The sequence below is a fragment of the Nocardia sp. NPDC049737 genome (assembly GCF_040674755.1).
Lineage (GTDB): Bacteria > Actinomycetota > Actinomycetes > Mycobacteriales > Mycobacteriaceae > Nocardia.
The window spans coordinates 85,876-108,358 of record NZ_JBFANH010000032.1 but is presented as its reverse complement, the minus strand read 5'-3'; the positions used below and the strand labels follow the sequence as shown (position 1 = coordinate 108,358).

At 67.4% G+C, this 22,483-nt stretch carries 3 protein-coding genes; all 3 read right to left on the bottom strand.

Features of this window, described 5'->3' with window-relative positions; all coding sequences use genetic code 11:
- On the bottom strand, nucleotides 1–6,140 hold a 6,140-nt coding region (locus AB0J47_RS34245), incomplete at its 3' end, for a type I polyketide synthase (RefSeq protein ID WP_364355845.1).
- A complete protein-coding gene (locus AB0J47_RS34240; protein WP_364355842.1) occupies nucleotides 6,133–11,640 on the bottom strand; it encodes a type I polyketide synthase in 5,508 nt (1,835 codons plus the stop codon). The genes AB0J47_RS34240 and AB0J47_RS34245, both read right to left, overlap by 8 nt.
- Entirely contained in the window at nucleotides 11,637–22,454 is a 10,818-nt protein-coding gene (locus AB0J47_RS34235) for a type I polyketide synthase (protein ID WP_364355839.1), read from the bottom strand. Before AB0J47_RS34235 ends, AB0J47_RS34240 begins: the two co-directional genes overlap by 4 nt.
- Nucleotides 22,455–22,483: the final 29 nt, after the last annotated feature.

The following is a 22,483-nucleotide window of genomic DNA, read 5'->3' as shown; positions in this document are numbered from 1 at the left end:
ACCGACTGCCCCAGCAACGGATCCAACTCAGCAACAATCACATCGAAACACTCCGCGAACACCGGATACGACGCACGCAACTCCACAGCCATACCCGCCCACTGCGCACCCTGACCCGAAAACACCAACCCCGTCGAACCCGACACCACACGACCAGACACCACACCCGAAACCGTTTCGCCACGACCCAACGCCTGCGTACCAGCCCGCAGACCATCACCCTCAGCCGACAACACCACGGCCCGATGATCAAACAACACTCTCGAAGTCACGAGCGAGAAACCGACATCAATCAGATCCAGGTCATGGTCGCCGACATGCGATGCCAAACGCCTGGCCTGCTCAGCAAGAGCCTCACCACTACGCGCCGAAACCACCCAGGGCAAGACCCCACTCAGCGGAGCCGTCTCGACTACCGGCGCCGAGTTGGCCACCCGAGCCTCCTGCGCCACCGGCACCCCGGTCACCGGAGCCTGCTCCAGGATTACGTGAGCGTTGGTGCCGCTGATCCCGAACGAGGACACACCAGCACGACGCGGCCGATCCGTCTCCGGCCACGACTGCGGCTCGGTCAACAACTCGATATTGCCTCGAGTCCAATCGACTTTGGTGCTCGGCTGGTCCACGTGCAGCGTTCGTGGCAGCACACCGTGGCGCATCGCCATCACCATCTTGATCACACCACCCACACCCGCCGCAGCCTGGGCATGACCGATATTGGACTTCAACGAACCCAACCACAACGGACGATCCGCATCCCGATCCTGGCCGTAAGTAGCAAGCAGCGCCTGGGCTTCAATGGGATCACCCAACGTCGTTCCGGTGCCATGGGCCTCCACCGCGTCAACCTCGGCAGGCGACAATCCGGCATTGGCGAGGGCTTGGCGGATCACCCGCCGCTGCGAGGGACCATTCGGCGCGGTCAAACCATTCGACGCACCATCCTGATTCACGGCGGAACCGGCGACGACCGCCAGTACCTCGTGTCCATGCCGTCGAGCATCGGAAAGCCGTTCCAGCACCAGCACGCCGACACCCTCGGCCCAGCCAACGCCATCGGCGGCATCGGCGAAGGACTTGCACCGCCCATCGGGTGCCAACCCTCGCTGCCGACTGAATTCCACGAAGGTCTCCGGTGTGGCCATCACCGTCACACCACCGGCCAACGCCAGATCACACTCACCCGACCGCAGCGACTGCGCAGCCAAATGCATCGCCACCAACGACGACGAACACGCCGTATCGACCGTGACCGCCGGACCCTCGAAACCGAAAACGTACGAAACTCGTCCGGACGCAATGGATCCGGTATTCGCATTGGCCGGATAGTCGTGAAAGGACATGCCGGTGAAAACGCCGGTCGAACTGCCGCGCAGCGAACCCATATCGACGCCGGACCGCTCCAGCGCCTCCCAGGAGGTCTCCAGCAGCAACCGCTGCTGCGGATCCATCATGGTGGCCTCATTGGGACTGATACCGAAGAAGTCGGCATCGAAATCGGCTGCCGAATAAAGGAATCCACCAGTGCGCGCGTAGGTCTTACCCGCCGCACCCGGTTCCGGGTCGTAGAGACCCTCGATATCCCAGCCACGGTCGACCGGCAGCTCGCCATTCGTGTCGATGCCGTCCGCGACCAACTGCCACAGGTCTTCCGGCGCGGAAACACCACCCGGATACCGGCAACTCATCGCGACGATCGCGATCGGATCATCATCAGCGCGAACCCGGCTGGCCACGACCTCGTCGACAGCCGCCGTGCCCGCGAGCTGCGAACCGATGAACTCGGCGACAACCCGCGGGTTCGGGTAGTCGAAAATGAGCGTGGCCGGAAGCTTCAGGCCGGTCGCGGCATTGAGCTTCTTGCGGAACTCGACCGCGCCGAGGGAGTCGAACCCCAGCTCCTGGAAAGTCCGTTGTGGCTCAACAGCATCCGCGGCGGCGTGTCCGAGAACCTCGGCAGCCACCGATCGAACGAGGTCGAGCACTGCCTGCTCATCGAGCAGAGCCCGACCCACTGCCGGGGTTCCGGCGTCATCGCGCGCCGGGCTCGGCGCGATCGCACGGACCAGTGCCGGAACCTGCTCGCCCCCGGTTCGAAGTACGACCGGATCGACCCGCAATGCCACCACCTGAGCGGATTCGGTGGCGATCGCCGCGTCGAACAGCGCCAGACCCTCGGCCTCGGTCAGCGGCGGGAAACCCTGTCGACGAATCCGCTCGATATCGACCTCGGAGAGCATGGCTCCGAGGCCGCTGGTGGCCGCCCACAATCCGAAATCCACAGCGGTCGCGGGCAATCCCGCACCGCGGCGGTACGCGGCCAAGGCATCCAGGAAGACGTTCGCCGCGGCGTAATTCGCCTGACCGGCCGCTAGCACCAGACCACCGGCCGAGGACAGCAGGACGAACAGCGACAATGAGTGATCACGGGTGAGCGTGTGCAGATGCCATGCCGCATCGGCCTTCGGAGCGAAGACATAATCGACCCGCTCCGCGGTCATCGACTCGATCAGGCCGTTGTCGGCGGTGCCCGCCGCATGCACGACACCGATCAACGGATGCTCGTCCGAAATGCTGTCGATCAACGCCGCCAACGCATTGCGATCGGACACATCGCAAGCAACGATGCGTACCTGCGCACCGATCTCTGACAGCTCATCGCGCAACCCCGCCGCCCCCGGAGCGTCCAAACCCCTACGCGAGGTCAAAACGAGCTGGCCCACACCGTGATTCACAACAAGATGCCGGGCGATCAACGCACCGAGACCACCGGTCCCACCGGTAATCAACACGGTGCCGGGCTCTTCCAGCCTGACAGCCTCGCCAACCGCATGGTGACTGAGCCGTGGTACCAGCCGGGTCGTGCCGCGTAGCGCAACCTCCGGTTCCGTCGCCAGCGCCGCAACCGAGACCAGATCCCGGTCCAAGACGTGGTGATCCAGGTCGAGGAGCTGGAACCGGTCCGGGTGCTCGGCCTGCGCGGCACGCACCAAACCCCACACCGGGGCCTGCCCCAAGTTCACGGGCTCGGAAACATCCACGGAAACAGCATTTCTCGTCACCACAACGAGGCGAGAGTCCGCGAAACGCACATCGCTCAACCACACTTGGACCGCGTCGAGGACACCGGTCACGACCTGTCGCGCCACCTCCGGCGGCGCACCATCGAACTCGGGGCACTCGAACAACACGACCTCGGGAACAACCGCATCCTCGGCCGCATCCAAGTCGGCAATCAGTACCGCGAGATCGCCCGACACTGCCACCCGGTTCGGGTCGACCACCGCCGACGAATGCGGACCAGCGACCCACTCCACACCGAACAATGACTCCGACACCGAGTCCGCGTCGCGGTTCGCGCTGTCGACACCGGCTCGGCGCGAAGGTTCGAGCCAATAGTGTTGGCGGTCGAAGGCATACGTCGGCAGTTCCACCACCGCCGCCTCGGCTCCCGCGAACACCGCGGCGTTCCAGCGCACCGGCACCGCCCGCACGAACAACCGCGCCAACGCGGTGAGTATCTCGGCGGGTTCGCCGCGCTCGGGGTGCAAGACCGCGACGGTGGTCGCGTCCTCCGGCAGGCATTCGGCCGCCATGGCCGACAGCACCCCGTCGGGGCCCACCTCCACGAAGGTGTTCACGCCCCGCGCCCAAGCCGCCGCCGCGGCGTCGGCGAACCGCACCGGGCGGCGCACCTGATCGACCCAGTACTGCGCCGAGCACCACAGCTGGGGATCCGCCACCGCACCGGTCACCGTCGAGATCACCGGAATCCGAGGCGGATCGAACCGCAGCCGCTCGACCACTTCGGTGAACCGCGCCAACATCGGTTCCATCAACGAGGAATGGAACGCATGGCTGACCCGTAGCCGCTTGACGCGCCGCCCGTCCGCTCGCAGCCGCTCGGCGAGGTCGTCCACCGCGTCCTCGCGACCGGAGACCACCACGGCCGCCGGGCCGTTGACCGCGGCCACATCCACCCCGTCGAGCCCGTCCAGCAGTGCGGTGATCTCCTCCTCGCTGGCCTGCACCGCGAGCATCGCTGCGCCGGTGGGCAATTCCTGCATCAACCGACCGCGCGCCGCGACCAGCGTGCAGGCATCCGCCAGGTTCAGCACGCCGGCGACATGCGCGGCGGCGATCTCACCGATCGAATGCCCGAAGACGACTTCCGGTGTGACACCGCATGATTCGAGCAGGCGATACAACGCCACCTCGATGGCGAACAGCGCAGGTTGGGTCAGCCGGGTCTGTTCCAGCTCCGTTCCGTCGCTGATCGCCTCCCGCAGCGAAAGTCCGAGCAGCGGGTCCAGCTGCGCGCATATCCGGTCGAACGCCTCGGCGTACACCGGGAACCGCCGGTACAGCTGCTGGCCCATGCCCGCCCGCTGCGATCCCTGCCCGGCGAACATCACACCCACCCGCGCGGTCGACCCATCGCCGGACACGACACCGGGGCCGGGCGCTCCAGCCGCCACCGTGCTCAGTCGGCCCAGCAGGTCGGCACGGTCGTCGCCCACGACCACGGCCCGGTGGTCGAATACCGCGCGAGTCGATACCAGCGAATACGCCACCTCGGACGGCGACAGGGCGGGATCCGCGGCCACGAACTCGTGCAATCGCGCGGCCTGCGCCCGCAACGCGGCCTCCGACTTCGCCGACACCACCCACGGCACCACCACCGGGGCAGCGCGTCCGGCACTGTCGGAGGTCGCGCCATCCTCGAATTCGACCGGCTCGACGGCGGATACGTCTTCGAGGATGACGTGCGCGTTGGTGCCGCCGATACCGAAGGAGGACACCGCAGCACGGCGTGGCCGCTCCGGGTCCTGCGGCCAATCCCGTTGCCGGGTCAGCAGTTCGACCGCTCCGGCCGACCAGTCCACCCGTGGGGTGGGCTCGTCGACATGCAGGGTCGGGGGCATTACCCCGTGCCGCATGGCCATGATCATCTTGATCATGCCGCCCACGCCGGCCGCGGCCACCGAATGGCCGATATTGGACTTCAGCGAGCCCAGCCACAGCGGACGGCCCGGATCCCGGTCCTGTCCGTAGGTGGACAACAGCGCCTGCGCCTCGATCGGATCACCCAGCACCGTGCCGGTGCCGTGGGCCTCCACCACATCCACGTCACCGGTCGTCAGCCGCGCATTGGCCAGCGCCGTGCGGATCACCCGCTGCTGCGCGGGACCGTTCGGCACGGTCAACCCATTGGACGCGCCGTCCTGGTTGATCGCCGATCCCCGGATTACCGCCGACACCCGATGCCCGAGTCGCCGTGCGTCCGAAAGCCGCTCCAGCACCAGCATTCCCACGCCTTCGGACCAGCTCGTACCGTCCGCCGACGCCGCGAAGGACTTGCACCGTCCGTCGACCGCCAGGCCCCGCTGGCGCGAAAACTCCACGAACATACCGGGCGAGCCCATGACCGTCACGCCACCGGCCAACGCCATCGCGCACTCCCCCGAGCGCAACGACTGCACCGCCAGGTGGACCGCGACCAGCGACGACGAACACGCCGTGTCGACCGATACCGCCGGGCCTTCCAGACCCAGCGTGTAGGCGACGCGCCCCGAGAGCACGCTGCCCGTCGTGCCGGTCAGCAGGTAGCCGCGCAGATCCACCGGACCCTCGCGCAGCAGATCGGTGTACTCGCCATGCGACGCGCCGGCGAACACACCGGTGTCGGAGCCCCGCAACGTCGACGGGTCGATACCGGCTCGTTCGAGCGCCTCCCAGGATGTCTCCAGCAGGAGCCGCTGCTGCGGGTCCATCGCCAGCGCCTCACGCGGGCCTATCCCGAAGAAGCCCGCGTCGAATTCGGCCGCGTCGTAGAGGAATCCGCCCGATCGCGTGTACGACTTGCCCTTGGCTTCCGGGTCCGGGTCGTAGATGCCGTCGTCCCAGCCGCGGTCGGCCGGGAACTCACCAATGGCATCGATGCCTTCCGAAACCAAGTGCCACAAGCCCTCCGGGGACGCCACGCCACCCGGGAACCGGCACCCCATACCCACGACCGCGATCGGCTCGAACCTCTGATCTTCGACTTCCCGCAGGCGCTTGCGAGCCTGGCGCAGATCAACGGTGAGACGCTTCAGGTAATCCAGGTGCTTTTTATCGTCGGCCATCTGCTCAGGCATCCAGTTCTCTGTCCAGAATCGCGTAGAGCTCCATTTCGGAAGCGTCTTCGATATCGTCTTCGCGGAAAGCGCCGTCGGTGTCCAGTCGAGCGGTCCAGCTCGTCGTGATGGACTGCAAATGGGACACGATTCGAGCCTTTTCCGATTCGCCCCAATTTCCGCCGGCGAGAGCGGATTCCAATTCCTCGAATACCGCGTCGATCGAGCGGGTCTTGGTTTCCACTCGCTCTTCGGTGAGTTGTTCGAGGAGATGGTCGGCGAGTGCGGCCGGGGTCGGGTAGTCGAAAACCACCGCGGCCGATAAGGAAAGGCCGGTGGCGGCCTCGAGCCGATTGCGCAGCTCCACCGCGCTGAGCGAATCGAACCCCAGCTCTTGGAAGGCGCGATCGGGGCCGATCGCGGACGCCGCGTCGTGGCCGAGCACGGACGCGACGTGGGTGCGCACCGAATCGAGCACCACCTGAGGCCGCCGATCGGCGTCCAGAACCGCGAGCTGTTGCCGCAGACCAGACATCGCCGCCGGGACCGCAGGGCGGCGAGTCGTCGCCGGCGCCAGCTCCCGTAGCAGCGGTGGCAGCAGTCCGGCATGGGCTCGCGCGCGGATCGCGGCGGTATCCACCGCGGCGATCACCGCGTGCGCGGCGTCCCGTGCGAGCACCGCGTCCCAGGCCGACAATGCCGATTCATCCGAGATCGCCTGGAACCCGCCACGATTCATCCGCGCCATATCGGCCGCACCCAGATGCCCGGCCATACCGCTCGACCGGGCCCACGGCCCCCACGCCAGCGACTGACCTGTCAGCCCTCGCGCCCGCCGGTACGCGACCAGTCCGTCGAGAAACGTATTCGCGGCCGCGTAGTTGCCCTGACCCGGACCACCGACCGTGCCCGACACCGACGAAAACAACACGAACGCGGCCAAATCCAGATCCGCCGTCGCTTCGTGCAGATACCAGGCGGCGGCGACCTTCGGCGCGAGCACCGCCGCCACCCGCTGCGCGGTCAGCGACGCGATAACGCCATCGTCGAGCACACCCGCCGCATGGATCACCGCCGTCAACGGCCACTGCGCGGGCACCTCGTCCAGCAATCCGGCCACCGCGTCGGCATCGGTGACATCGCAGGCCACTACCCGCACCTGCGCGCCGAGTTGCTCGAGTTCGGCGCTCAGCGCCGCCACACCTTCGGCGCGCGGGCCGCTGCGACTCACCAGCAACAACGACCGCACCCCGTGCTCGACCACCACATGCCGAGCCACCACCGCGCCCAAACCGCCTGTGGCGCCGGTGATGAGCACCGTCCCGGTACCGAACGCGGCTGCAGCACCGCGCTCCGGGGACGCGGTCGCGGGCCGGGTGAGTCGAGCGGTGTGGAAGACACTGGCGCGCACGACCACCTGAGGTTCGCCCACCGCCGCGATGGCGGCCGCGAGTCGCTCGTCGACGCGAATGTCCGCGTCCACCAGGATGATCCGACCCGAACCCTCCGCCTGCGCGGCACGCACCAGACCCCATACCGCGGCACCGGCGAGATCAGTGAGGTGTTCACCGGGCAGCGCCACCGCGCCGCGCGTGGCGATCAGCAATGTGTTCGTCGCGAACCGATCCCGCGCCAGCCACTCCTGCACCAGCTCGAGAATCCGTACGACCTCGGTATCCGTACCGGCCACCACATCAGTGCCCGTCGTGCCGTTCCACCCGGCCCCCGCCTCGACCACCACCACGGGCAGTGCCGGTGATTCCGGATCCGACTCCGGTGCGGTCGGCGACCACACCACCTCGAGCACCGGATCGGCCCCGCGGCTCGCACCCGCGGCGGCGAGCTGTTCCAGTGGCATCGGCCGCATCGTGACCGACCCGGACAACACCGGCAGGCCCACTTCGTCGGTCACCCTTACCGATACCGACGAACCGGCCGCCGTCACATGCGCGCGCAATACCGATGCCTCGGTCGCGTACAGCGACACCGACTCCCATGAGAACGGCAACATCACCTGCCCCGCGCCGATCTCGAGCACATCGGCCAGCAGTCCCGCCTGGAGCGTCGCGTCCAGCAGTGCCGGATGGATGCCGAATCCCTCGGCCCGCACCCCGGTGTCGGCATCGACGGCGATCTCGGCGAAAACCTCGTCGCCACGCCGCCACAATCCCCGCACACCCTGAAAGGCAGGTCCCAGTCCGTAATCCCGCGTCAAGAACTTCGAGTACGCGACATCGACACCGGTGGCTGCGGCGGGCGGCCACGCCACGGGTTCGGGTGCGATGGTGTCGATTCCGGTGGTCAGCACGCCGTGCGCGTGCAGTTCCCACGGCCCGTCAGGGTCGTGCTCGCCACGGGAGTACACCGATATCGGCCGCCGCGGCGACTCGACGTCGGGTGCGCCGACGACGACCTGGATCCGCACGCCGCCGGACGCGGGCAGCACCAGCGGCGCTCGCAGTGTCAATTCCTCGATCGCCGGGCACCCGGCTTCGGCCCCGGCACGCAGCGCCAACTCCACGAACCCCGTCCCCGGCAGCAATATGACCCCGCCGATGACGTGGTCGGCCAACCACGGCTGCGACAGCGGTGACAGGTGCCCGGTCAGGACGACGCCACCATCGACCATCGGCACGACCGCATCCAGCAGGGGGTGTTCCACCACAGCCAATCCCGCGGATTCGATTCCGGCGGTGCCATGCGAGGGCTGGAGCCAGTAGCGACGGCGCTGGAAAGCATAGGTGGGCAAGGACACTCGCGAGACCGGGCGGGCGGTGAAGAACGCGCTCCAGTCGACGTCGACCCCGACCGTGTGCGCGTGCGTCAGGCAGTTCACGAACTGCTCGATCTCCGCGCGGCCGCGGCGTGCGGACGCGATTACGGAAACCTGCGATTCGATTTCTTCCGGCAGGCACTGGCGGGTCATTGCGGTCAGCGCCGCGTCCGGACCGACTTCCAGGAAGCGGCGCACGCCCGAGGCCACCAGAGTGTCTATGCCCCTGGCGAATTGAACCGCCTCCCGCACCTGCTGGACCCAGTAGGAGGGTTCGAGCACTTCATCTCCGGTGATCCGGCCGGACAGGTTCGAGACCAGGGGAATCTGCGAGCGGTGGTAGGTCACATTCCTTGCGACAGACTCGAATTCGGCCAGCATCGGCTCCATCCGATGGGAATGGAACGCATGCGACACCCGCAGCCGCGAGGTCCTGCGCCCGCGGTCGGCGAACCGCTGATCGAGCGCATCGACCGCGTCCTCGTCACCGGAAACCACCACGGCTACCGGCGAATTCACCGCGGCAATGGATACTCGATCGTCGACCAGCACCTCGGATACCTCGTGCTCGCTCGCCGCGACAGCCAGCATCGCGCCACCTTCGGGCAGCTGCCCCATGAGGCGACCACGCGCCGCGACCAAACGGCACGCATCCGCTAGCGACCACACCCCGGCGATGTACGCGGCGGCCAGCTCACCGATCGAATGTCCGACCAGGACATCGGGTGTCACACCGAACGAGTCCAGGAGTCGGTACAGCGCGACTTCGTACGCGAAAAGCGCGGGCTGGGTGAACTCCGTCCGATCCAGCACACCGGCATCAGCACTGTCGGGGCTGCCACCGGCGGGCCGACCGGTGAACATCAACAGCTTCAACGACCCGCCGAGCAGTGGATCGAACTGCTCGCACACCTCGTCCAACGCGGCAGCGAACACCGGGAACGCCTCGTACAGTTCACGTCCCATCCCGACCCGCTGTGCGCCCTGCCCGGTGCACAAGAAGGCTGTCTTGCGTGTCACCGCCCTCCCGGTGGTGACGCCGCTGGCGGTGCACGCCGATCCGTGTTCCGCGAGCGCTGCCAGTCCGGCGAGCATCGTGTCCCGTTCGCCGCCCGCTACCGAGCCGCGCCATTCCAACCGGGCACGGGTCGTCAACAGTGAATAGCCGATGTCGTCGACCGTCAGGTCAGGGTGTTCGGTCGCCCAGTCCAGCAGTTTGGCTGCCTGCGCACGCAGGCCCTCTTCGGTTTTCGCCGATACGAACCATGGGCAGACACCGGAAGCCACTGTCTTCGCACCACGATCGGTGGCATCGTCCGCCGGTTCGACCGGGACCTGCTCCGGCGCGGGGGCCTCTTCCAGAATCACGTGGGCGTTGGTACCGCTGGCTCCGAAGGAGGACACACCGGCGCGACGCACCCGCTCGCCCGCGGGCCACGGTTCTGCCTCGGTGAGCAGCCGCACCGCTCCCGCCGACCAGTCGACGTGCGGGGTCGGGGCATCGACATGCAGCGTCGCGGGCAACGTTTCGTGTCGCAGCGCCTGCACCATCTTGATCACACCGCCGATGCCGGCGGCGGCGGAGGTGTGCCCGATATTCGACTTCAGCGAGCCGATCCGCAACGGATCTCCAGCGCGATCGCGACCATAGGCGGCGATCAGCGCCTGCGCCTCGATCGGGTCACCGAGGCTGGTGCCGGTGCCGTGCGCTTCGACCGCGTCGATGTCGGCGGGCGTCAGACCGGCAGCGGCGAGGGCCTGCGCGATCACCTTTTCCTGCGAAGGACCGTTCGGTGCGGTCAGCCGGTTGCTGGCCCCGTCCTGGTTGACCGCGCTGCCGCGGATGACCGCGAGGACCTGATGGCCCTTACTGCGCGCGTCCGACAACCGCTCGACCGCGATCATGCCGAGGCCCTCGGAGAATCCGGTCCCGTTCGCCGCCGCCGCGAAGGCTTTACACCGTGCGTCCGGGGACAGCGCACGCTGCCGACCGAAAGCGATCAGCAGACTGGCGTCGGACATCACCGTGACGCCACCGACCAGGGCGAGCGAGGTCTCCCCCTGACGCAGTGCCTGACAGGCGAGGTGCAGTGCGACCAACGACGAGGAGCACGCGGTGTCCACCGAGAGCGTCGGACCTTTGAAACCGAAGGTGAAGGCGACGCGCCCGGATAGGACGCTGGCCGAAACACCCGCGTAGGCATGGCCTTCCGCCTCGGCTGTCAGACCCGGCGAACCCACGCGCGGGCCGTAGTCCTGGTGGATCACGCCCGCGAACACACCGGTGTCACCTCCGCGCAGCGACGTCGGATCGATACCGGCATCCTCCAATGCCTCCCATGCCGCTTCCAGAAAAAGGCGCTGCTGCGGATCCATCGCCGCGGCCTCGCGCGGAGCTATTCCGAAGAATCCCGGATCGAAATCGCCTGCCGAGTCCAGGAATCCGCCTTCCCGGGTGTAGATGGTCCCCGGCCGATCGGGATCGGTGTCGAACAGACGCTCGAGGTCCCAGCCGCGGTCGGCCGGAAAAGGACCGATGGCGTCGGTGCTGGAGGCCACCAACTCCCACAGCTGCGCCGGAGTTTCGACGCCGCCCGGGTACCGACAGCTCATGCCCACGATCGCGATCGGTTCGCTGGCACGGTCTTCCAGGTGCTGGATGTGCTTCTTGGCGGTTCGGAGGTCTCCGGTGAGCTTGCGCAGATACCGGCTGAGACGTTCCTCGTTGCTGGTGCCGGGGTTGCTCATGCTGGACCAAACTCCTCGTCGATCAGGTCGAAAAGCTCACTATCGGAATGCAATTCGAGGTCGTCGTAGTCGCCTTCCGGCGACTTGCCGGTCAGATAGTCGCGCAGGCGCTCGTTGACGCCCCGCAATCCGGCGACGGTCTCGTCGTCGCTGCCGCCCGCGATAATCCGCTCGAGCATCGCCTCGAGCCGCGCGATGTCGTCGGGCACCGTCGATGTCGGTTGCGCGGGTGCCGTCACCACGGTCTGCGCCAGCAAGTAGTCGGCGATATCTCCCGCGGTGGGGTAGTCGAACACCAGGGTCGAGGGCAGCGAGAGCCCCGTAGCCTTGGAAAGCCGGTTGCGGAACTCGACCCCGCCGAGGGAATCGAAGCCGAGTTCGTCGAAGCCGCGATCGGGTCCGATGTCGTCGACCGACCCGTAACCCAGCACCGTCGCCACGTGTTCGCGCACCAGGTCCAGGACGACCCCACGTCGCTTCGCCTCCGCCACACCGTGCAGACGCTCCCCGAGCGACGGTCCATCACTCGATGTCGTGGCCGCCCGGCCGCGTGCGCGAACGAACCCGCGCAGCGCCGCCGGGACCGCACCGGTATGCGCTTCCAAGCGCAGTTTGTCGGTATCCAGGTGCATCAGCGCCGACACCGGTTCCGCCGTGGTCAGCGATTCGTCGAACAACCGCAGGCCGTCGGTGCGGTTCAGCGGGGCAAGCCCGAATCGCTCCAATCGGCCCATGGCGGTGTGATCCAGAGCGCCGGTCATGCCGATGTCCTGCTGCCACGGACCCCAGGCGAGCGCGAGGGCCGGTAGTCCTTCGGCGCGGCGTCGCACCGCGAGGGCGTCCAGGAAGCTGTTCGCGGCAGCGTAATTCGCTTGACCGGCCGAACCGATCATTCCGGCGATCGAGGAGAACATCACGAACGCCGACAGATTCATGTCCCGGGTGAGCTCGTGCAGATGCCACGCCGCATCGGCCTTGGGAGCGAACACCCGATCGACCTGATCATCGGAGAGGGTGTGGAACGTGGCGTCGTCGAGCACGCCCGCGGTGTGTACGACACCGGTGAGCGGGAATTGCGCGGGCAGGCCCGACAGCAGATCTCGAAGCGCGTCGCGGTCGGTGACATCGCAGGCGGCGATCCGCACCTGGGCACCGAGTCCGGACAGCTCCGCCGCGAGTTCCGTTGCGCCGTCGGCACGCTCGCCACGGCGAGATACCAGCAGTAGCCGTCGCACGCCGTGCGCGGTGACCAGGTGCCTGGACAGCAGCGCACCCAATCCTCCGGTTCCACCGGTGATCAGCACGGTCCCGGTCCCGAACGAAACCGGCTCGGCCGCAGCGGATGTCACCGCCTCCAGCCGTGGTGCCAGGACCAGGTCGCCCCGCAGGGCCAGCTGCGGTTCTCCGGTCGTGATCGCGGCTCGAATGAAGTCGGTCGAAATATGCCGCGCACCAACGGATTCGTCCGCGTCGAGCAGTACGATCCGCTCCGGATATTCGGTTTGCGCGCTACGTATCAGCCCCGATACCGCAGCCGATGCGGTATCGGGCGCCTCATCGGGCAACGCCGCCGCCCGTCCGGTCACCACAACCAGCTGCGACCGTGCGAATCGCTCGTCGGCCAGCCAGCCGTTCACCATGCGCAGGGCAACCTTCACTCGATCACTCACGGACGAGCGCGAATCACCGTGCGGTGCAGTGAATTCGGACCAGACAACGACATCCGGGACGGTCGGAGCCGCAGCGAGCGCCGCCAGATCCAGGTACCGCTCAGCGATGCCGGGCACCTGCGTGGTTCCGAGCACGGCTGTGCTGCCGCGCCGGATGATTCCGTCAGGCGTCTCGACCGCTGCCCAGCGCAACGCATACCGGGCCGCACGTCCACCCGACAGCGTGGCCCGGAACTGCTGGACGTCGTAGGAGCGCATGACCACTTCATCGACGGAAACCACCGGGTTTCCGTCCTGGTCGACCGCCACGACGGTGATCGCCTCACCGCTGCGCTGGATAGCCATCACCCGCAATGTCGTGACCTTGGACGTGGTGTGGAATTGCGTCGCGCCCCAGCGGAACAAGAGTTTGCCCTCGGCGGGATTGCCCTTGTCGTCAGACCAGATCAAACCGACGAGTCCGGCATGTAGTGCCATATCGAACAGCGCCGGATGCAGCTGGAACCGTTCGGCCGAGACTTCCTCATTCAGCGTGACCTGGGAGAACATCGTGTCGCCACTGCGCCATGCGGCGTCGATGCCGATGAACGAGGCACCGTATTCCAGTCCGGCGACACGCGCCACCTGGGCCGGAATCCAGTCGGCGTCCACCGGTTCGGCATCGATCGGCGGCCACGGCCCGTTGCGCAGCATGTCCACGAGTCCGATGTCGAGCAGCTGTTGACCGCTCATCACGCCGCTGGCATTGCGCGTCCACTCACCGTCGGCGGTGTCGGTCAGGCGGTAGTGGAATGTGAACGATCGACGTCCCGTGGGATCCGGTTCCCGCACCAGTACCTGGAGTTCGACATCGCCGTCTGGCGGCGGGAGGATCGGCGACTCGAGGGTGAGCTCTTCGACGGCGTCGCAACCGATTCGCCTGCCCGCGACCAACAGCATCTCCATGAGCGCGGCGCTCGGGACGAGCACCACACCGTAGGTGGTGTGGTCGGCGATCCATGGATGGGTGCGCAGCGAGAGCCGTCCCGAAAACAGCCACTCGTCACGGTCGGCCACCCGAACCACATCGGTGAGCAGCGAATGCTCCGACACATTCCTGGCCTCCCCGCGGCCGGGTTCGAGCCAGTACCGCCGATGTTCGAAGGCATAGGTGGGCAAGGCGATTCGGGATACCTGGAGGGTGCTGAACAACCCGTCCCAGTCGACGGCAACCCCTGCGGTATGCGCCTGGCCGAGCATCGTGAGGAACTGCTCTACCTCGTCGTGATCCCGGCGGGTCGCCGCGGCCACCACAGATCGAGCCTCGACGTCCTCGGCAAGCGTCTGCCGCGTCATCGCCGCGAGCACCGCGTCGGGTCCGACTTCGAGGAAACGGCGCACGCCCGAGGCCACCAGCGTCTCGACGCCGGGCGCGAAACGCACCGCGGCGCGCACCTGCGCCGCCCAGTACTTCGGATCCAGGATCTCGTCGTCGGCGATCCGGCCAGAAATGTTGGACACCAATGGAATCCGGGGGGCGTTGCAGGTCACTGCCGCAACGAGGGTCTCGAACTCGGCCAGCATCGGCTCCATCCGATGGGAATGGAACGCATGCGACACCCGCAACCGGCTCGTCTTGCGACCCCGTTCGGCGAACTGCCGATCGATCTGGTCGACGGCGTCATCGTCACCCGAGATCACCACGGCCGCAGGCGCATTCACCGCCGCCACCGACACCCGATCACCGAATCCGGCGATCGCCGCGCGAACGTCTGCCTCGGACGCGGCGACCGCGAGCATCGCGCCGCCTGCCGGCAGCGCATCCATCAGCCGCCCTCGCGCCGCGACCAGCGCGCATGCGTCCTCCAGTGACCACACACCGGCCACATACGCCGCGGCCAGTTCACCGATCGAGTGCCCGATCACCACATCCGGAACAACTCCGAACGACTCCAACAGCCGATACAGCGCCACCTCGAACGCGAACAGTGCGGGCTGGGTCAATCGTGTGCGATCCAGCATCCCGGTTTCCGCGGCGACCCCATGATCGTCGATCAGGTGACCGGTGAACATCGCCTGCTTCAGGGAACATCCGAGTCGCGGATCGAACTGGGCGCACACCTCGTCCAGTGCCGCGGCGAATACCGGGAAGGCCTCGGCGAGACCCGCGCCCATACCGATCCGCTGCGCGCCCTGACCGGTGAACAGGAAGGCGGTCTTCCCGGAGCCCACCGTGCCGGACACCACTCCGGCCGAGGAGGTTCCGGCGATCAGACGCGCCAGCCGCGCCAGCAGTTCGTCGCGATCACCGCCCAGGACCGCCGCCCGCGACTCGTGCTGCGCCCGTGTCGTCACGAGCGAATACGCCACATCCGCCGGATCGGCGTCCGGGTTATCGATGAGCCACTGTCGGAGTTTCGCCGCCTGTCCTCGCAGCGCGGTCTCATTCTTGGCCGACACCAGCCACGGCACCATCGTGCGTGGACGGTCGGCGGCCGGTGGCGAGCCGACCGACTGTGGGACCGGCGCTTCCTCGAGGATCGCGTGCGCGTTGGTGCCGCTGACACCGAACGACGACACGCCCGCTCGCCGGACTCGTCCACCGGCAGGCCACGGCTGGGCCTCGGTCAACAGCTGGACATCGCCCGCGGACCAGTCCACGTGTGGGCTCGGCTCGTCCGCATGCAGTGTCTTCGGCAGGGTTTCGTGTCGCAGCGCCTGCACCATCTTGATCACGCCACCGACACCTGCCGCGGCGACGGTATGGCCGATATTCGACTTGATCGATCCGATCCGCAGCGGTTGTCCCGCACGGTCCTGCCCATACGCAGCGATCAGCGCCTGGGCTTCGATCGGATCACCCAACGTCGTGCCGGTGCCGTGCGCCTCCACCGCGTCGATGTCCGCTGGCTCGAGCCCGGCATTCGCCAGCGCCGCCGCGATCACCCGCTCCTGTGACGGACCATTTGGCGCGGTCAAACCATTGCTCGCGCCGTCCTGGTTCACCGCCGTTCCGCGCACGAGGGCGAGGACGTTGTGCCCCAGGCGCTTTGCATCGGAGAGCCGCTCCAGCACCAGCACACCGACTCCCTCGGAGAAGGCGACGCCGTCGGCAGCGGCCGAGAAGGCCTTGCAACGGCCATCGGGCGAGAGACCGCGCTGCCGAGCGAAATCGACGTAGAGGTAAGGACTGGCCGCGACCGTCACACCGCTCGCCAGCGCCAGCGAGCTCTCCCCTTGACGCAGCGCTTGGCAGGCCAGATGCAGCGATACCAGCGACGACGAGCATGCGGTGTCCACGGTGACCGCCGGGCCTTCGAGACCGAGGACGTAGGCCACCCGTCCGGACATCACGCTGCTCGTGGTGCCGGTGAGCCGGTAGCCCTCCAGGTCACCGGCCACCCGATCGACGTAGCCCGAGTAGCCCGCGCCGACATACACGCCGGTGTCGCTGCCCCGCAACGACACCGGATCGATGCCCGCGTCTTCCAGAGCTTCCCAGGACACCTCCAGCAGCAGACGTTGCTGCGGGTCCATCGCGGAGGCTTCCTTGGGACCGATCCCAAAGAATCCTGCGTCGAAATCGCCTGCGCTGTAAAGGAATCCGCCGCGCCGGGTGTAAACAGTACCGGGCTTGTCCGGATTCGAATCGAACAGCCGCTCCAGATCCCAGCCCCGATCCGACGGGAAATCGCCGGTCGCGTCGGTCCCGGAGGCAACGAGATCCCATAGCTGCTTCGGTGATTCGACGCCGCCGGGGAACTGGCAGGCCATGCCGACGATCGCGATCGGCTCGTCCGCCCGGACCCGGCGGACAACATTCTTGACGGGTTCGCCCACTGTCGGCTCGACGCGGGACTGCACCAGCTTCGCCACCGCCGCCGGCGTCGGATAATCGAACACCAGCGTCGACGGCAACTGCAGGCCGGTGGCCTTGCCGAGCCGGTTCCGGAATTCCACGCCACCCAGCGAATCGAAACCGATCTCGTCGAAGCGCTGGTCGGGTCGGATGTCGGCGGCCGAATCATGCCCAAGCACTGCCGCCGCCGCTGTGAGCACGACCTCCAACACCACCTCGCCACGCCGCGCTTGTGGCACACCCGCCAACCGGGCGGCCAGCGAGCCTGCCGCCGCGGCGACCGCCGCCTGTTGCGTCAGGCGCGTCGAACGCCGCACGAATCCACGCAGCACCGCCGGAACCGCGTCGACATCGGACTCGCGACGCAAGACACTCGCGTCGAAGCGGATCGGAGCCGGACGCGCATCCGAGTGAGCGAGCGCTTCGCCGAAAAGGCGCGTCCCTTCCGCACTTTCGAGCGGGCTCAGTCCCAGGCGATCCCACCGCGCCAGGGCGGCGCGGTCCAAGCCACCGGTCATACCGCTGCCCTGGTTCCACGGCCCCCACGCCAGCGACGTAGCGGCCAACCCCGCAGCCCGCCGCCGCTGCGCCAGCGCGTCCAGGAAACCGTTCGCCGCGGCGTAGTTGCCCTGCCCCGATGACCCGAGCACCGTCGCGATCGACGAGAACACCACGAACGCGGACAGATTCAAACCACGAGTCAGCTCGTCCAGATGCCATGCGCCGTCGACCTTCGGTGCCAGCACCCGGTCCACCTGATCAGCGGTCAGCGACTCGACGGTGCCGTCGTCCAGAATTCCCGCGGTGTGCACGACAGCGGTCAGTCCGGCGATCGAATCCAGCAGGTTCCGCACCGCGTCGCGATCGGCGACATCGCACGCGACGACCCGAACCTCGGCGCCGGCCCGCGTCAATTCGGCGGCCAGCTCGGCGGCACCGGGCGCGTCGGATCCTCGACGTGACGTCAATACCAGACCGCGCACACCGTGCTCAGCAACGAGATGACGGGCGAACAACGCACCGAGTCCACCCGTACCGCCGGTGATCAGCACCGTCCCATCCCCGAACGACGACCGCGCCCCCGGGTCCACGGAAGCGGACGCGCGCACCATCCGAGGAACCAGAATCTCTTCACCTCGGACCGCGGTCTGCGGCTCGCCCGACCGCAATACCGCGCCGATGCGGTCCGCATCGAGCGGCCGCGCCGGATCCTCGTCGACGAGGACGAACCGTCCGGGATGCTCGGACTGCGCACTGCGCACCAATCCCCAGACCGCCGCCGCGCCCGGATCCGGAGCCTCCTCGGGCAACCCGACGGCACCTGTCGTCACCACGACCAGCCGGACATCGGACAGACGTTCCTCGGCGAGCAAGGACCGCACCGTCGCCAACGCGCCGTGCACGCTTGCCCGCACCGATCCCGGACCTTCCCTGAAAGGCGCGCTCGCCCGCCACACCACAACACCGGGAATATCCTCGGCCGCAACGACATCGGCGACCGACACGTATTTCGGGCCTATCCCCGCCACCGTCGTGTCCCCGAGCACCGCCATGGCCGGTGCGGATCGGTCGACTGCCGCGACCGATTCCGCGGTGGGCTCCCAGCGCACCTGGTACAGGCCCGCCTCGTCACCGACGAGACTGCTCCGGAATTCCTGCACGTCATAGGGACGCATCACCACCGCGTCGACCGACACGATCGCAGTACCGTCCGGATCGACCGCCGCGACCGACACGGTCTCGGGTCCGGTCGCGACCGCGATGACCCGAAGCGAGGTCACCTCATCCGTTGTCGACTCGTGGAAACGTGCACCGCCCCACCGGAAAAGCAGCCTGCCGGTATCGGGATCGGAATCCCCATCGCGCCACAGCAACCCGGCGAACCCCGCGTGCATGACCATATCCAGCAGGGCGGGATGCAGGTCGTGCCGTCCCGGCTCCGGCGCCGCATCGGTGTCCAGCACGATCTCGGAGAAGACCGTGTCGTCGCGTCGCCACGCGGCGCGCACGCCGACGAACGCCGGACCGTACTCGAGCCCGGCGAGCTTCGCGATCCGCTCCGGCAGCCCCGCACTGTCCACAGCCTCGGCGTCGACCGGCGGCCACTGCTCCTCCCGTAGCCGCGACACCAGCGCCGAATCACCATCCCACCGAGCACCGAGCACACCGGTGGCGTTGTGGATCCATTCGGCATCGGAAGACTTGCGGAAATAGAACTCGAACGGACGCCGCCCGGAGTCGTCCGCCGCCTGCACCAGCACCTGCAACTCGACCTCGTCACCCGCCGTCGGCAGAATCGGCGCCTGCAAGGTGAGCTCCTCGACCACCCCGCAACCGATCCGGCGACCCGCGACGAGGAGGAACTCGATGAACGTCGCGCTCGGCACGACCACCACGCCGTAGGTCATGTGATCGGCGATCCACGGGTGAGTACGCAGCGAGAACCGGCCGGTCAACAACCATTCGTCGGTACCGGCCAACCCGACCACACCGGTCAGGATCGGATGATCCGTCGACGACGGCGATGCGTCGAGGGCGCCCGACAACCAGAAACGGCGACGCTGGAAGGCATAGGTGGGCAACGGAATCCGATGCGCCACACGCCCGGCGAACAACGCACGCCAGTCCACTCGCGCACCCGCGACATGAACCTGCGCCATGGCAGTGACGAACTGCTCAACCTCATCGACCGACCGCCGAGCAGCCGCCGCCACCGACGACACCGACTCGACCTCCGGGTGCTCGGCCAGACAGCCACGCGTCATTGCCGCCAGCACCGCATCCGGTCCGATCTCCACGAACCGCCGCACACCGGCCTCGACCAGGACATCGATCCCCGGCGCGAACCGGACACACCCCCGCACCTGCTCGACCCAGTACTCAGGATCGGTCAGCTCCGCAGCGACCACGACCGCCGAAACATTCGAAACGATCGGCAGCGACGGCTCGCGATACGTCAATCCTGCGGCGACCGAACGGAACTCGGCCAACATCGGTTCCATCCGCGCCGAGTGGAACGCATGACTCACCCGCAACCGATTCGTCTTCACACCCTCGGCGGACAGCAGCCGCTCGATCTCACCGATGGCATCGACGTCCCCGGACAACACCGTCGACGACGGACCGTTGACCGCCGCGATCGACACCCGGTCGGCGAAATCGGCGACGATATCGACAGCTCGTCCCTCGCCGATCGCCACCGCGAGCATCGCGCCGCCCACCGGCAGGGCACCCATCAACCGGCCGCGCGCCGCCACCAGCGTGCAGGCGTCCGAAATCGACCACACCCCTGCCACATACGCCGCCGCCAACTCACCGATCGAATGCCCGATCAGCGCATCCGGTGTGACACCGAATGATTCGATCAGCCGGAACAACGCCACCTCGAACGCGAACAACGCTGGTTGGGTGCATTCGGTCCGATCCAACACCCCCTCGGCGTCGGCGAACATCAGCTCTTTCAGCGAACGACCCAACAGCGGATCGAACTGCGCACAGACGTCGTCCAACGCCTCCGCGAACACCGGGAACGCCTGATACAGGCCCGCGCCCATACCAACCCGCTGCGCACCCTGCCCCGTGAACAGGAACGCCGTCCTATCGGAACCGGCATCCCCTTCGATCGTGCCGTGCGCACCCGCGGCCAGATCGGCCAGACCGGCGAGCAGTTCGTCCCGGTCACGTCCCACGACCGCACCGCGACGGTCCAGCTGTGCCCGCGAGGTCGCCAGGGAATACGCCATATCCCGCATATCGACGTCGGGATCGTCGATCAACCGCTGCCGCAGTCGATCCGCCTGGGCACGGAGGGCTTCGTCGGACTTGGCTGATATCAACAGCGGAACGACCTCGGCCACAACGGATTTCGTGGCCGGTTCGGGCTCGGATTCGGCCGCCGACGCCACGGTAACCGAAGGCGCGGGCGCTTCCTCGAGGATGAGGTGGGCATTGGTGCCGCTGGCTCCGAACGACGAGACCCCGGCTCGCCGGATCCGATCCCCCACCGGCCACGGCTCATTGTCCCGCAGCAGCCGCACCGTGCCCGCGGACCAATCCACATGCGGTGTCGGCGCATCCACGTGCAACGTCTTCGGCAGCACGCCGTGCCGCATGGCGTGAACCATTTTGATCACGCCGCCCACCCCCGCGGCAGCCGAGGTGTGACCGATATTCGACTTCAACGACCCCAAACGCAACGGCGCGCTCTCGCGCCGCGTGCCATACGCGCTGATCAGTGCCCGCGCCTCGATCGGATCCCCGAGCATCGTGCCGGTGCCGTGCGCCTCTACCGCGTCGATATCCGACGGGGTCAGGCCGGAATTCGCCAAGGCGGACGCGATCACTTGTTCCTGCGACGGACCGTTCGGCGCGGTCAGGCCGTTGCTCGCACCATCCTGATTGACAGCACTCCCACGCACCACCGCAAGCACGGTGTGACCGAGCCGCTGGGCGTCCGAAAGACGCTCCAGCACAAGTACTCCGAGCCCCTCTGAGAATCCGGTTCCATCAGCAGCCGCCGCGAAGGCCTTACAGCGCGCATCGGGCGACAACGCACGCTGACGCGCGAATGCGATCAGCAAGGCTGGATCCGACATGACGGTCACCCCACCCGCCAACGCCAGCGACGTATCGCCCTGCCGCAGGGCCTGGCACGCCAGATGCAATGCCACCAGCGACGACGAGCAGGCGGTGTCGACCGATATCGCCGGACCTTTGAGCCCGAACGTATACGCGATCCGCCCGGACAGCACAGCGTTCGAAACACCCAGGTAGGCATGGCCTTCGGTCTCAGCGGTGATATTCGGCGAGCCGATGCGGGGACCGTAGTTCTGATGGATGACTCCGGCGAAGACGCCGGTGTCGCTGCCGCGCAACGACACCGGATCGATTCCCGCATCCTCCAACGCTTCCCAGGACACCTCCAACATCAGGCGCTGCTGCGGATCCATCGCCGCGGCCTCACGCGGGCCGATCCCGAAGAAGGCCGCGTCGAACTCGCCGATTGCGTCGAGGAACCCACCGTCACGGGTGTAAATGCCGTTCGGCACATCGGGATCCGGGTTGAACAGCCGTTCCAGGTCCCAGCCTCGATCGGCCGGGTAGTCCCCGATGGCGTCCACACCGTCCGCCGTCATCCGCCACAGGTCTTCAGCGGAGCGCACGCCACCGGGATACCGGCAAGCCATACCGACGATCGCGATCGGTTCCCGCGACCGGTCGGTGAGCGCGCGCAGTTGCTGTTTGGTCTGGTAGAGCTCCTTCGCGGTCTTCTTCAGATACTGGCGTAGCTCGTCGTTGTCGGCCATCGGTGGAACTCCAGATCGTATTTGCTCAG